The 13039-nt window shown below is 70.7% G+C and carries 19 protein-coding genes and 1 pseudogene; 7 read left to right on the forward strand and 13 right to left on the reverse strand.

The window, feature by feature from the left end; genetic code table 11:
• Positions 1-96: 96 nt before the first annotated feature.
• From ACZ58X_RS18190 to ACZ58X_RS18200, 3 genes are all read right to left on the reverse strand, one after another.
• On the reverse strand, positions 97-435 hold the full coding sequence (locus tag ACZ58X_RS18190) for an NIPSNAP family protein (RefSeq protein WP_470334633.1): 339 nt from the start codon (positions 433-435) through the stop codon (positions 97-99).
• A gap of 35 nt (positions 436-470) precedes the next feature.
• Positions 471-683 (reverse strand): DUF4287 domain-containing protein, encoded by a 213-nt coding sequence (locus ACZ58X_RS18195; protein ID WP_470334634.1) that lies wholly within the window; start codon positions 681-683, stop codon positions 471-473.
• Positions 684-779: 96 nt separating this feature from the next.
• Positions 780-1463, reverse strand: a complete 684-nt coding sequence (locus ACZ58X_RS18200; RefSeq protein WP_470334635.1) for a DUF998 domain-containing protein — start codon at positions 1461-1463, stop codon at positions 780-782.
• 23 nt (positions 1464-1486) lie between these two features.
• On the opposite strand from ACZ58X_RS18200, the pseudogene ACZ58X_RS18205 reads away from it, so the two are divergent.
• Positions 1487-1609 (forward strand): annotated as a pseudogene (locus tag ACZ58X_RS18205) (TetR/AcrR family transcriptional regulator C-terminal domain-containing protein); the annotation flags it as partial.
• A 109-nt stretch (positions 1610-1718) separates the two neighbouring features.
• Here ACZ58X_RS18205 and ACZ58X_RS18210 read toward each other — a convergent pair.
• The 3 genes from ACZ58X_RS18210 to ACZ58X_RS18220 all read right to left on the reverse strand — a co-directional run bounded on the left by ACZ58X_RS18210 (position 1719) and on the right by ACZ58X_RS18220 (position 3126).
• Entirely contained in the window at positions 1719-2129 is a 411-nt protein-coding gene (locus ACZ58X_RS18210) for a hypothetical protein (RefSeq protein ID WP_470334636.1), read from the reverse strand.
• A gap of 353 nt (positions 2130-2482) precedes the next feature.
• Entirely contained in the window at positions 2483-2758 is a 276-nt protein-coding gene (locus ACZ58X_RS18215) for a hypothetical protein (RefSeq protein WP_470334637.1), read from the reverse strand.
• Positions 2755-3126: an ATP-binding protein gene (locus ACZ58X_RS18220; RefSeq protein WP_470334638.1), complete on the reverse strand. Its 372-nt coding sequence runs from the start codon at positions 3124-3126 to the stop codon at positions 2755-2757. Before ACZ58X_RS18220 ends, ACZ58X_RS18215 begins: the two co-directional genes overlap by 4 nt.
• A gap of 228 nt (positions 3127-3354) precedes the next feature.
• Between ACZ58X_RS18220 and ACZ58X_RS18225 the strand changes: the two genes are divergently transcribed.
• The 5 genes from ACZ58X_RS18225 to ACZ58X_RS18245 all read left to right on the forward strand — a co-directional run bounded on the left by ACZ58X_RS18225 (position 3355) and on the right by ACZ58X_RS18245 (position 6843).
• Positions 3355-4200, forward strand: a complete 846-nt coding sequence (locus ACZ58X_RS18225; protein WP_470334744.1) for a Scr1 family TA system antitoxin-like transcriptional regulator — start codon at positions 3355-3357, stop codon at positions 4198-4200.
• A gap of 3 nt (positions 4201-4203) precedes the next feature.
• Positions 4204-4389 carry a DUF397 domain-containing protein gene (locus ACZ58X_RS18230; RefSeq protein ID WP_470334639.1) on the forward strand — a complete coding sequence of 62 codons (186 nt, stop codon included), beginning with the start codon at positions 4204-4206 and terminating at the stop codon, positions 4387-4389.
• Between the two features lie 488 nt (positions 4390-4877).
• Positions 4878-5303 carry a DUF6210 family protein gene (locus tag ACZ58X_RS18235; RefSeq protein ID WP_470334640.1) on the forward strand — a complete coding sequence of 142 codons (426 nt, stop codon included), beginning with the start codon at positions 4878-4880 and terminating at the stop codon, positions 5301-5303.
• A 118-nt stretch (positions 5304-5421) separates the two neighbouring features.
• On the forward strand, positions 5422-5832 hold the full coding sequence (locus ACZ58X_RS18240; protein ID WP_470334641.1) for a VOC family protein: 411 nt from the start codon (positions 5422-5424) through the stop codon (positions 5830-5832).
• A 186-nt stretch (positions 5833-6018) separates the two neighbouring features.
• Positions 6019-6843: a hypothetical protein gene (locus ACZ58X_RS18245; RefSeq protein ID WP_470334642.1), complete on the forward strand. Its 825-nt coding sequence runs from the start codon at positions 6019-6021 to the stop codon at positions 6841-6843.
• A gap of 83 nt (positions 6844-6926) precedes the next feature.
• Here the strand turns inward: ACZ58X_RS18245 and ACZ58X_RS18250 are convergent, their stop codons facing one another.
• Positions 6927-7670 (reverse strand): DUF6193 family natural product biosynthesis protein, encoded by a 744-nt coding sequence (locus ACZ58X_RS18250; RefSeq protein WP_470334643.1) that lies wholly within the window; start codon positions 7668-7670, stop codon positions 6927-6929.
• A gap of 189 nt (positions 7671-7859) precedes the next feature.
• On the opposite strand from ACZ58X_RS18250, the gene ACZ58X_RS18255 reads away from it, so the two are divergent.
• Positions 7860-8258, forward strand: a complete 399-nt coding sequence (locus ACZ58X_RS18255; protein WP_470334644.1) for a hypothetical protein — start codon at positions 7860-7862, stop codon at positions 8256-8258.
• Between the two features lie 95 nt (positions 8259-8353).
• Here ACZ58X_RS18255 and ACZ58X_RS18260 read toward each other — a convergent pair whose 3' ends face one another.
• The 6 genes from ACZ58X_RS18260 to ACZ58X_RS18285 form a co-directional block, all read right to left on the reverse strand.
• Positions 8354-8818, reverse strand: coding sequence for a hypothetical protein (locus tag ACZ58X_RS18260; protein WP_470334645.1), 465 nt, complete (start codon positions 8816-8818; stop codon positions 8354-8356).
• A gap of 61 nt (positions 8819-8879) precedes the next feature.
• Entirely contained in the window at positions 8880-9494 is a 615-nt protein-coding gene (locus tag ACZ58X_RS18265) for a hypothetical protein (RefSeq protein WP_470334646.1), read from the reverse strand.
• 148 nt (positions 9495-9642) lie between these two features.
• Entirely contained in the window at positions 9643-10416 is a 774-nt protein-coding gene (locus tag ACZ58X_RS18270; protein WP_470334647.1) for an ABC transporter permease, read from the reverse strand.
• The gene (locus ACZ58X_RS18275) at positions 10413-11384 is read right to left on the reverse strand and encodes an ATP-binding cassette domain-containing protein (RefSeq protein WP_470334648.1); all 972 of its coding nucleotides are present in this window, start codon (positions 11382-11384) and stop codon (positions 10413-10415) included. The genes ACZ58X_RS18270 and ACZ58X_RS18275 overlap by 4 nt, the downstream gene beginning before the upstream one ends.
• Entirely contained in the window at positions 11384-12223 is an 840-nt protein-coding gene (locus tag ACZ58X_RS18280) for a DUF4097 family beta strand repeat-containing protein (protein ID WP_470334649.1), read from the reverse strand. Before ACZ58X_RS18280 ends, ACZ58X_RS18275 begins: the two co-directional genes overlap by 1 nt.
• A gap of 96 nt (positions 12224-12319) precedes the next feature.
• A complete protein-coding gene (locus tag ACZ58X_RS18285) occupies positions 12320-12943 on the reverse strand; it encodes a toxin-antitoxin system HicB family antitoxin (RefSeq protein ID WP_470334650.1) in 624 nt (207 codons plus the stop codon).
• Between the last annotated feature and the right edge of the window lie 96 nt (positions 12944-13039).

Here is a 13039-nt window from a genome sequence, read left to right on the forward strand (position 1 = left end):
GGTCCATCGACGGGGTGGGAATCGACGGGGTGGGAGGAGTCGGCTCACCCCGTCGCGCCCGGCACCCTGGCGGCGACAGCGACGGGCACGCGCGGTTCAGGAGCGGCGCTTGAAGGCATCCACGGCGTGGTCGGGGACCTCGATCACGATGGAGTGCATGCTGTCGATCCGGGAGACGATCGCCTCGCGCGGACCCCGGCGCCAGACCTCGCTGCCGTAGAAGGCGTCCTCCTGTGCGCGGTGCTGCTCGACGGAGTCGAACGCGCGGATCAGGTAGGCCTCTTCGTGGCCGTCCTCGGCGACGAGGGAGGCGCCGTGGTCGACGACCCGGATGCCGGCGGCCGCCAGGAGCGGGACGGACTCCTCGGCCATCACGCGGACGAACTCGGCACCGGTGCCGGGCAGCAGGCGGTAGGTGCGGATTTCGAGGATCACGATGCTTCCCCCGGGTGGTGGTGGGTGGCGGCCGGTCAGCCGGCCTTGTGCTCGGCGAGGGCGTGGGCGACGAGCGCGTTGGCGTGGCCGTGGCCGAGGCCGTGCTCACTCTTGAGCCAGGCGACGAGCTCCATGTGCTTGGTCAGCGGCGAGCTGCGGATCAGGCCCTGCCACTCCTCGACCGGGTGGCCGTACTTCTTCTCGATCGCCGGGAAGTAGCTGGCGGGGCCTTTGACGGGGGTGGTCATTGCGCGGGCTTCCTGTTCTCTACTCGGCCGGCGTGCGGCTGTTCTGGGACGACGTTACGAACTCGACGTTACGAGCTCGACGTTACGGAGCCGACGTTAGCGGTCGGCACTGACAAGGGAGCCGGCCCGCAGGATCGCCGCGGTGAGGGCGAGGAGGCCGAGGCCGGCGCCGAGGGTGAAGGCGAGGACGGTGGCGCCGGAGCCCGCGAAGCCGGCCAGGACGCCGACCGGGACGATGCGGTGGGCGAGGGCCCAGCCGCGCTCCCCGCGCGCGGCGAAGTGCCGGGCCAGGGCGAGGAGGGCGAGGCAGAGCGCCAGGTATCCGAGGGTGCCGCTGAGCAGGTGGACGGTGCCGTGGCCGCTCAGTTCACCGGGACCGTCCGGCGTTCCGGCCGGGAAGCCCGCGCCGGGGTCGGCCTTGAAGACGCCGGCGAGGAGGAAGGAGGCGCCGAAGGCGGCGACCAGCCTCGGGGCCCAGGTGCCGCCGGGGGTGCCGCCGATGGTGCGGCGGAGGCCGACCGCGCCGGCGGCCAGCAGCAGACCGGTGAGCAGGAAGCTCGCGACCTGGATCCAACCGAGGTCGCCGAGACCGAGCTGACTGATGGCGTTGCGGGAGAAGTCGAAGCCCTGACGGGTGAGGCCCTGGGCCACTCCGAGGCCGAGGAACAGCGGGCCGGCCAGGGCGCCGCCGACCAGCAGGGCGCGCCGGCCGGTGAACGTGACGGCAGAGACGGAAGCGGTGGCAGAGGTGGAAGCGGTGTCGATCGCCTGCTGCGCCATGGAAATCCCCCAACCACTTCTCGGGACTGCTGCTCCGGATCCCGGTGAACAAGGCGATGTTCCACGGGAGCCCGCAGCACACGGACGCCGAACTGGAGCGGTACGCCGAAGCCGGCGTACGGGCCTTCCTCGCCGCCTACCGCTGATCCCCCGGGGAGAGAGACGGCGGCACGCGCAACGAGGCTCCGACCAACCGCCGTTGGTCGGAGCCTCGTTGTGTCAGTCGCGCGGGGGCGGCCGGGTGCCCCTACAGGCCTAGAAGTTCGGCTTGAGGAAGCTGCCGAAGGTGTAGGAGCCGACGTTCAGCCAGCGCGTCGCGTCCAGCACGGCGGGGGCCGCCGTGCTGTTCTTGAGCTGGATCTTCGAGTCCAGGAAGTAGTAGTCCATGCCCTGGGTCAGGCAGTCGGTCCAGACGTAGGTGCCGGCGGCGAGCTTGACGGTGCTGCTCACCATCGGGGCCATGTCGACGAAGCCCCAACCGTAGGAGCCGGCCGCCAGGTTGAGGGTCCGGGACGTACAGACCGAACCCAGGTTGCCACTGCTGTTGATGACCACGGTCTTCGTGTCGTACAGCGTGGCGCCGGTCGCGGAAGCGGTGGTTGCGGCGCCGAGGACACCCACGGCGGCCACGGCCACGGCCGCGACGGCAATCTTCTTGGTGAACATGAGAAGTCTCCCCGTGTCGATGAAGATGCTTACGAACTCACACTGTTCGCACTGGAGTTCGCGCGGTCGCAGACTCTCTCAACGACGTGATGGGACGTCAAGTCCCTTGTGCAGCAAGGATGTCGTTGCGCCACTTTGGCCGCAGGAGTGTTTACGGATCTTGCGTGCGGAGGCGACACGGGTGGGGGTGTGCGGAGGAAGTCGACCGGGCCGACTTCCTCCGTACGGGCCGGAATCGGCTACTCGGGGCGGGCGCCACCGGACGAGGGTCGGACCGTCGGCCGGTTTGCGCCAAAAGCGGATGGAGCGGGTTTCGCAGAGCGCGCCGACGAAGGCCGCGAGGAGGTTGATGATCAGGAGTCCGAGCATCGGTGGTGACCGCCGTCGCGGCCGCGCCTGTACTCGCGGAGGAGCGCGAGGAGGTTGATCAGGGTGCTCGCCGGGACGTTGCCGAAGTCGACCAGCCGGCGACCGGCCAGGTTCGTCTCACCCGGCTGGACGGAGGGCCAGAGGAGGCCGAACTCGCGTCCTTCGGTGCGGAGTTCGACGATCAGTCCGGCGAGCTGGCGGCCGGTGAGGTGGAGCAGGGCCGGGTCGGCGGGGTGGATCGGGTGGTGGGCGGCGCTCACGCGGCACCGTCCAGCTCGAACCAGGTCGTCTTGCCGAGCTTCCGGGGCTCGAAACCCCAACGGTGGGTGAGGCCTTCAACCAGCCGGAGGCCCCGGCCGGACTCGGAGCAGGGGTCGAAGGGACGCTGCTCGGGGAGGGCGGAGGAGCGGTCGGAGACCCCGACCCGGAGGGTGTTGCCACGGAAGAGGATGACGACGACCGGGGCGGGGGTGTCGGCGTGGCGCCAGGAGTTGACGATGAGCTCGACCAGGGCGAGCTGGGCGTCGGCGATGAGCGACGGGGGCCAGTCGAGGCTGGTCAGGGCCTCGTGGAGGGCATCGCGGGAGACCGCGAGGGAGGGGAAGGGGGAGTTGAGGAGGTTGCGCACAGGGATCTCCCAGAGGGGAATGGGTGAGATCGGAGGATGCGTCGCCGTGAACGAGCCCACTGGACATGGGTGTTCTTCGGAGCCCGAGCGGCGTTACTGACGATCCGTTCGGTGATCGGTGCATCACAGACTGTAGGGCATCTGGCGGTACATGTGCGACCTCCTTCTTCACATGTACCCCTAAATGCGGCTGGACTCGCTATAGCGGCCCGGTAGATGCTTGAGCACATGCCACCTATCCCCAGTGCACGCAGACAGCGGGTTGGCATCGAGCTGAGGAAGATGCGCGATGCCGCCGGTACGACCACCACAGAGGCGGCCAAAGTCTTCGGCGTGGACCGCACGAAGATCACGCTCATCGAGCAAGGGACCTACTCGATCACTCCCGAACGAGTGGTCGCTCTTGCACACAAGTACGGAGAGCTCGACACCGAGTACATCGAGGCCCTCGCAGCCATGGCCGGCGACAAGGGCAAGGGATGGTGGGAGGAGTATCGCGGATCCGTTCCGCAAGGCTTTCTCGACATCTGCGAATTCGAGTACTACGCGAGGGGCATGTACTCGTACCAAATCTGCCACCCGCCAGGTCCGATGCAAACGGAGCGATACAGCCGTGCGATCTTCCAGGACGCGCAGGTCCACCTGACTCCACGCATCATCGAGACGCGCGTCGAGCAACGAATGCTGCGATCCGAGATGTTGATGGCGAAGGGCACCCATCCCTACACGGCGATCGTCCATGAGGCCGCGCTGCGCATGCAGTTCGGCGGCCGCGATGTGGCGCGGGAACAGTTGGACTGGATGTTGGAGTTGTCCCAGCTACCGCACGTCACGCTGCGAGTGGTCAGCTTTGCCGCTGGAGGCTTCAAGGGACCCGGTCAGGCCATCTACTACGCGAACGGGGCCGTCCCCCGACTCGACACCGTCAGCTACGACTCGATGGAGGGTCCGATCTTCCTCCACCTGCCCGACCATCTGGAGGAATACCGCGCGATGGTTGAGCAGATGGCTGACAGGTCACTTTCGGTCGAGGGCTCTCGCGATCTGATCGCGAAGATCAAGAAGGAGATATAACCGATGGAGAACCGCTCCTGGATCCGTCCCAACGCATGCGCCAATGCGGGCAACTGCCCCGAGGTAGCCGTCACCCCCGACGCCGTCTACGTCCGCAGCAGCCTCCTGCCCGAGGCTGTCGCCCAACTCACCCCCACCGAGTGGCGCGACCTCGTCGCCGCCATCCGCAACGGGGAGTTCGACGCCTGACCTCCGACCGCACCGCCCGGCCGGACCGGTTTTGGATCATGCACTCTGAGCTGCTAACGTTCTTCTCGTCGCAAGGAACACAGTTCCTCGTCAGGCGTCAGCGGTACTACCAGAGTACGTCCTACTTTCAGTAGGAAGAGTCCGTGCAACCCGGGCCTGGCGCTCCACAGTCGGACGGCCCGGCACCTCTCACAGGTGCCGGGCCGTTCGCATTCCCCGACAACAACCGCCGCCCGCTCCCCGATTCGGATCATGGGCGCTGAGCTGCTAATGTTCTTCTCGTCGCGAGGGGCATGAATCCTCGTCAGGCGTCAGCGGTACTACCAGAGTACGTCCTACTTTCAGTAGGAAGAGTCCGTGCAACCCGGGCCTGGCGCTCCACAGTCGAACGGCCCGGCACCTCTCACAGGTGCCGGGCCGTTCGCGTTCCGGAAAGATCCGCCGCCTGCCCTGGACCACCCGCCGACCCGTCCAGCAGACTGCCCACCATGGCCGTACGACGATTCGTCTTCCTCGACCCGGACGGCACCGCGGACAGCTGGCTGTACGTGGTCGTCGCCGCCCCGACCGGCGTCCACTACCAGCAGCAGTACGGCGGCACCTCCTGCCACCACGGCGAACTACAGGGCTTCCTGGTCCCGGTGACCGGCCCCGACGGCCTCACCGCACTCCGAACGCTGTTCGAGCAGGACCTCCGCGGCGCCGGAACGCGGGACCACACCTGGTCCGTCGCCGAACTCGACCGACTCCGGGACGCCCTGCGCGGCATCACCTACTGGGCCTGCGCCGGGCACACCGAGGAACCGCACGAACTGCGGCTCGACGAGAGCCGGTTGCCCGAGACCGACGAAGCCTGGGTGCCCGTGCTCACCCCGGACGGCCCCGGCATCCTGGTCTGGCCCAACTCGGACTGAGGACCAACCGGACCCGGGCCCGCCGGACCAGGACCGGCGCCCGATGGCACCCGCCACCGTGATCCCTAGGCTCACTGCTGTCCCCGCCTCCTCCCCCGCCCGCCCAGGAGCCAGAACCATGCCCGCCGACGCCACCGCGCACATCCGCATCGCCCGCCCCTCCCGCGACCTCGCCGCCGCCGAGCACTTCTGGGCCGCCGGCCTCGGCCTGGACGTCCTGTACCGGCACACCACCGACGGCACCCCCGGCGAGCACTCGCTCCTCATGGTCGGCTGGCCCGACGCCGCCTGGCACCTGGAACTCGTCCACGACCCCGCCGCCCCCGTCGAACCCCGGCCGACCGCCGACGACCTGCTGGTCGTCTACCTCGGCCGACCGGTCGACGAGGAACTGATCGAGCGGCTCGAACAGCACGGCGGCAAGCGCGTCCCCGCGCACAACCCGTACTGGGACGCCTGGGGCGTCACCGTCCAGGACCCGGACGGCTATCTCCTGGTGCTCTCCACCCGCTCCTGGTCCAACGCTTGACTCCCGATCTCCCCGGCATGAATGCCGGGGATTACCTGCCACGCTCCGCAGGCGGTCGTGGTGGACCTGGCAGTTGGCGCAGGTCCCTTCGCGGATCCTGAGACCGGGCAGTCCCTCGGGTCCGGGGCCATGGCGTGGATGCCGAGCGTTTCGACGTACACGGCTTGGTTCTCGCCGATCATTCGGGTGGTCGATCTTCCGGCCGTCGTCCAGGACGCCGAAGTGCTCGAGTCCGAGATCGATCCCGCGATCCGTGTCGGCCTCGGGGAGGAGGCCGGCGGCGGGATCGGTGGCCACCTCCGGGACGAGGAGTGCGAGGCCGTCGCCGTCCTAGCCGCCGCCGACCGGCCGCTGCGGGTCCGGGCCACCACCTCGCCGTCGCCGTTCGACGAGGAGCCGAGCATCGCCACCCTGGAGATCGAGCTCGGCCTCCCCTGGCCCGTCGACGCCGACCCGGCCGTCCCGATCCCGCTCGGCGACCTGCCCGTCGACCGCTGCGGCATGGTGCTCGGCGACGCCACCGCCCTGGAGACGTGGACCGGACTGCACGGCGAATCCGTCGACGGCCTCGCCGACGTCACCTACTGGGGCCGCCACGCGGACGACGCCCACACCCACTTCGGCGGCAAACGGATCTTCTGGCACGGCGTCGAGGGTCCGCACGGCTGGCTCGACCTCCCGCTCAGCGAGGCCGCCGCCCGCACCACCGAACTCACCACCTGGCGCGGCGGGCTCCAGGGCACCGGCGTCGCCGTCTCCCTCGACCAGCACACCGACCACTACCTCGCCGAGCGGGCCGGCTGGGACCACCCGCTGCGCGTCGGCGCGGTCGAGGTCGGCGGCTGCGCCGTACTCGGCATCGGCTGGGAGCAGGGCGACCACGCCGTCCGGCACCACGGCGAACGCGGCTGGGGCCAGGTCTACCCGGTCACCCTCGAAGCCGGCCCGACCGGCGGCACGGTGCTGCGCTGGACCATCCCGCCCTACGAGGAAGCGGACGAGGACGCCTGACGCCTCATGCCTGACGCCCGACGCCTGACATCTGATGCCTGATGCCTGATGCCTGACATCTGACGCCTGACGAGCACCGGCCGTCAGACGTCCTCGTCGCTGCCGAGCACCGCCGGACCGAGGCCGGCGGGCAGGTGGGCGACGGCCAGTGCGACGGCCTCCGCCGCCGTCCCGACCTCGGCGATCACGCCGTCGTGCCGGAACCGCTGCACCCGGTACGAGCCGCCGTCCTGGGCGGGAGCGATCGCGATCACCGGATCGGACGGGAACCCGGTCCGGTCCCGGAGGACGAGCCTCTGGTGGCTGACGGCCGGGGACAGCTGCCGGAGCCGCAGCTCCGCTTCGGCCGCCGCGACCAGCAGGCCGAAGCCGGTGAACTCCGGTTCCCGCAGGGCCCGTTCCCGGATCCAGAGCCATTGCAGCCCGACCACGGCGGCGACCCCGTGCTCATGGGCCTCGGCGAGCTCCGAGGAGGAGAGGAACGGGAACCGCTCGCGCAGTTCGGCGAGGCTCCGGCCGCTCCCCCAGGCCACGGCGGCCCGGACGACGTCCCGGAGGTCGGCCGTCCAACCCGTGATCATCTCGGTGCCCAGGCTCCAGCCGGAGACGCCGAAGCAACGCTTCCCGGTGGAGAGGTGGACTTGCAGCGGCCGGCGCACGGGCCCCGAGGGCACCGTGCCCGCCGGGGTCGCGATGCCCGCCGAGGCCGCGGCGCCCCACTTTCCCGGCACCAGGGTGATGTCCGCGGCCAGTTCGGTGGCGGCCGACTCCAGTGCGGCGGCGAGGCTCCCGGCGGCGGCCACGTCAGGGTAGAGATCAGGATTCACCCTCACAGTCTGACGATACGAATTCCCCAAATCCAGAAAACGTCCTGATCCGATCACTTCCGAACGAACCGTACGGAATCGGGTTTTCCACTCTCGACGGCCGGGGTAGTGCGGAGACGTTCGCACTCCGACGATCCCCCGGGACCGAAACGGAGGCGCATCCTCGGAATTCTCCCGGAAGGAATTCACATGAACAGGCTCGTCCGCAACGCCCTCGTCACCGTCGTCGCCGCCGGCGCTCTCACCGCCGCCGTCGGCCCCGTCGCCATGGCCGCCGACCAGGCTCGGACCACCACCGTCGCCCAGGCCCGGCTCGCCAACCCGAAGACGGTCAAGGCCGCCGCCTACAACCAGGCCCGCAGCACCCTCGCCCAGGCGGGCAGCCAGACGGCCGCCAAGTCCCACCCGGCCCACGGCACCAAGGACGTCCCGGTCTCCTACGGCACCAGCCTGCTCGCCGCCGCCCGCGACGAGTTCCGCGCCGCCGACAAGAACCTTCCGGCCGGCCAGAAGAAGTCCGACATATCGATCCCGCACTACAACGCCATCCACAGCGCGGCCAGCACCATGGGCATCACCGTCTGGTGACACCGCCCCGGCGGCACCCCGGGACGCCCCGGCGGCACCCCGCCGACGCCCCGGCCGACCGGGCTGACGGCCGGGCTGACGGCCGGTCCGCGCGCTCAGGCCCCCTGAGCGCGCGGAACCCCGTCGGCGCACCGGTACCGGTCCGTACGGAGGAACGCCCGGCGCAGCGGGGCCGCGGTGGCGAACACGAACAGCCCGAACAGCGTCATCGCCGGCAGCCCGACCACGCCCTGGAGGTAGTCGAGCGGACGGCGCAGAAAGTCGTCCCAGTTCCCCCACCAGTTGGCGGTCAGATCGGCGACCATGACCCCCGCCCCGAGCCACACCCCCGCCGGCCGCGCCCGGGCCACCAGCACGGCGGCCAAGGGGTCGAGCACCAGCAGCGCGTGGAACAGCACCTGACTCGGCACCGGCCACCACGCGTACGCGTGCAGGCCCCCGCTCCAGACGTCGTACGCGTGCACCACCGCCCCCTCGGCGAACCCCACCACCCACACCGCCGCCAACCACCACACCCGGCGCGGCCGCACTCCCCGTCCCCCACGGATCCCCTGCGTCACCGCACCAGCCTAGGCGGACGGCGGACCGCCTTCGGGGCAGGGCCGAGCCGCAGGGCGCGTCTCAGGACCCGGCTCCGGCGGGCTTCGGCTGGGGAAGCACCCGGGGCTCGCCCAAGCTGCCGTCGGGGAGGACGTCGAAGACGGTGAGGGAGGTGCGGCCGGTGACGGTGATCTGGTCCGGCCCGGTCCAGTCGACGCGGACGAAGTCGCCGCCCCGGGTGTCCCAAGTGCCCATGCTCCAGTGGCGGGTGGACCAGCCGGTGCCGGCCTCCAACTCCACCTGGTAGACCGGGTCGATGGCGAAGCCGGAGACGTTGGTGACGCTCAGGATCCGGTCCGGGCGGCTCGGGCTGACGAAACGGTCCTCCCGGCCTCCGTCACCACTGAACACGAAGGACAGGAACAGCACCGGCACCCCGGCGACGACGAGCGGGGCCAGCAGGGCCGCGCAGCCGATCTGCGAGAACCAGGTGCGGAACTCCAGCTCGATCACCAGCGAGACCACGATCAGCACCACCGCCGACCCGATCAGCAGGACCGGCCGGTTGAGCCAGTGCTCGACCACCACCAGCCCGCCCGAACGGGAGGCGTGCCGGCCAGGCAGGTACACCAGCAACGCCGCGAGTGCCAGACCTCTGAGCACCCACGCGATCTGCTTGCGGCGCCTCGCCGTCATCCGTCCCCCCGCGCGGTCTTTTGCCGAGCTTTGCGCGGACTTTACTACAGGGGCCCGGCGGCGGAGCGGGGCCGGGAGTGCCACGGCGGCCCGGGCGGCGGGTGTCCCCGCTGCCCGGGCCGTCCGACGGCTACCGGCCGTACCCCCGTCACCGCCGGTAGAAGACGCTCCGCGACCAGAAGTAGCCGAGCAGCGTCAGCCCGGTGCACCAGGCGAGGGCGATCCAGCCGCTGTTGCCGATGCCGGTGCCCATCAGCAGGCCGCGCAGGGTCTCGATGATCGGTGTGAAGGGCTGGTACTCGGCGAACCACCGCAGCACGGTCGGCATCGAGTCCGGCGGCACGATCGCGCTGCCGATGAAGGGCAGGAAGGTCAGCGGGAGCGGCGTGTTGCTCGCGCTCTCCGGCGTCTTGGAGACCAGGCCGATCCCCGCCGATATCCAGGTCAGCGTGAGGGTCACGAACAGCAGCAGGCCCGCTGCCGCCAGCCATTGCAGCGGTCCGGCGCTGGCCCGGAACCCCATGGCGAAGGCCGCGCCGGTCACCAGCACGAGGGCGACCACCGTCTGGATCACGCTCCCGACCACGTGCCCGGTCAGGAAGGCCGAGCGCGAGATCGCCATCGTGCGGAAGCGGTTGACGATCCCCTCCGTCATGTCGACGCAGACGCCGACCGCCGTGGCGACGGCCCCCGACGTCGCCGTCATCAGGACGATCCCCGGCGTCACGTAGTCGATGTAGCTCCCGCCGCCGATGCCGGCTCCCAACGCGCCCCCGAAGGCGTAGTTGAAGAGCAGCAGCATCATCACCGGCATCAGCACGACCGAGAAGGTCATCGCCGGGTACCGCCGCGCGCGCTTGAGGTTCCGCCGCAGCATGGTCAGCGAGTCGCTGACCACGTACGTCGCCGTCGCCGTGCTCATCGTGCCCCCTCGCCGGTGAGTTGCAGGAAGACGTCGTCCAGGTCGGCCGTCTCCACGACCAGTGACTCGGCCGGCACCGCGGCGTTGTCGAGCGCGTCCAGCACCGCCCGCACGGTGAGCACGGAGTTGTCCCCCGGGATGTCCAGCCGCAGGGCCTCCGTGTCGGCGGTGGCGTAGTCGAACAGCGCTGCGGCGGCGGCGAGTCTGTCGCCGTCCGAGAACTGGAGCCGGATCCGCCCGCCGGGGACGATCCGCTTCAACTCCTCGGCCGTGCCCTCGGCGACGATCCGGCCGCCGTCCAGGACGGCGATGCGGTCGGCGAGTTGGTCGGCCTCGTCCAGGTACTGGGTGGTGAGGAAGATCGTCACCCCGTGATCGGCGACCAGGCCCCGGATGGTCTCCCACATGGTGCGCCGGCTGCGCGGGTCCAGCCCGGTGGTGGGCTCGTCCAGGAAGATCACCTCGGGGTCGCCGACCAGGGTCATCGCCAGGTCGAGCTTGCGCCGCATGCCGCCGGAGAAGGTGGCGACCGGCTTGCGCGCGGCTTCGTCGAGCTCGAAGCGCCGCAGCAGTTCCTCGGTCCGCCTCCGCCCCTCCCGACGGCGGAGGTGGTTGAGGTCGGCCATCAGCATCAGGTTCTCCTCGGCGGTGAGGAGGTTGTCCACCGCCGAGAACTGGCCGGTGACCCCGATCGCCTTCCGCACCCCGTCGGCCTGGCCGACCACGTCGTGCCCGGCCACCCGGGCCGTGCCGCCGTCGGCGGGGATCAGGGTGGAGAGGATCTCCACGGTGGTGGTCTTGCCGGCGCCGTTCGGCCCGAGCAGGGCGAACACGCTGCCCGCCGGGATGGACAGGTCGACGCCCCTGAGCACCGCCTTGTCCCCGTAGTTCTTGGTCAGCCCGGTCACCGAGATCGCCGCGGTGCTCGCGACCGGGGCCGTTGCCGGGTGCGTCGTGGTCGTCGCCATCAGGCCCTCCGGATGAGGATGCTGCCGAGCTGGGTGGTGCCGCGGACCTCGACCCTCTCCCGGGCCTCGCCCGGACCGCCGGCCGGGTCGAGGGCGTTGCGGACGGCGCCGAACTTGCTGTGCACGTCGAGCCAGGCCGCCGTGCCCTCCGCGATGCCGACCTCGATGTCCCCGACGCCGACCTGGAGGCCGACCTTGCCCCGGACGACCTGGCCGACCCGGATGTGGCCGTTCGCGGTCTTGGCCTCGACGTCCCCCTCGGCGAGGCCGATGTGGATCCGGCCGTTGGAGGCGTTCGCCGCCAGCTCGCCGCGGACCTCGTCGATCTCGGTGTCGCCGTGGCTGTTCTTGACCGTCAGCCGGCCCCCGACGGAGCCGACCTCGATCCGGCCCGAGCCCGTCACCTCGGCGTCCCCGGTGACGGTGCCGACCCGGATGTCGCCGATGTCGGTCTTGAGCCGCGCGCCGACGGCCCGGTCGAGCTGGATCCGGCCCATGGAGGTCTTGATCCGGCAGTCACCGAGCGGGCCCTCGGTGACGAAGTCCGCCATCGGGGAGTCGGCGTGCACCTCGGAGCCGGCGGGCAGCTCGACGGTGAGGTCGATCGAGCCCTTCTTGCTGGAGAACACGGTGCGCTGCTTGGGGCCCTTGACGGTGAGCCGGCCGCCGGAGAAGTCGACCTGGGTCAGCTCGGCGGCCTTGACGTCCGCGTCCCTGGCGGCGCTGGTGGGCCGGACCTCGACGACGGTGTCGGTGCGCTTGCTCGCCCGGATCCACACCGAGCCGATCTCGAACTCGAGGGAGACGGAGATCTGTCCGTCGGTCTCGTACGTGGGCATGGCTGTGCCGTCCTCTTGACTCGTGTGAGTGTTCCCGCTGGTCGGAGCGGGGGGGTGACGTTGCAGGGGCGGTGGATCTGGCGGTGCTGTGGGGCGCTAGTGGACCCAGCCGGTGAAGCCCTGGCCGCCGACGCCGCGGACGGTGCGGGACCCGAGCTCGACGGCCGGGCGGCCGGCCGGGCGGCCGCCGTCGACCGCGCCGGCGACGGCCCGGACCAGCCAGGCGTTGAGCGAGAGGCCCTCCTGCCCGGCGGCCTCCTCCGCCCTGGCCTTGAGGTGCGCGGGCAGGCGCAGGTTGATCCGGGCGGTACCGCTCTCGTCCGACTCCGGCGTTGCGGACGGGGGCGCCGACGGCGTTGTCGGTGGCACCACGGGCGGCACCACCGGTGGCACCACGGGCGGCAGCGCGCCCGACACCGCGGGCGACAGCACGCTCGGCATCGCGGGCGACGCGTCGCCGTGGAAGCCGGCCGAACCGGGCGGAGCCGTCACCACGAACTCGGGATCGAGGCCGCGCAGCCGCACGTCCACCGAGCCCGGGGCGAGGTCACGGGTGACCTCGCCCATGGCGGCGGAGAGGGCGTTGAGCAGGGTGAGCCGCACGGCCGACTCCAGCGGGAGCGTCAGCCGGTCGGCCAGCGCCCGCGCTTCGTCCCCACCGGTGGCGGCGGCCACCGCGAGCTCGTTCCGGAGGTTTTCGACGTACGGCGTGAGGTCCATGGCTAGAGCATGGCACAGCAGTGGTGCCATGTCGAGCCATTTGCGGCACCACTTTGGCACCAGCCCTGGCACCACCCCGGGCGCCGGCCCGGGCAC

The sequence above is a fragment of the Kitasatospora sp. NPDC040550 genome (assembly GCF_055594965.1).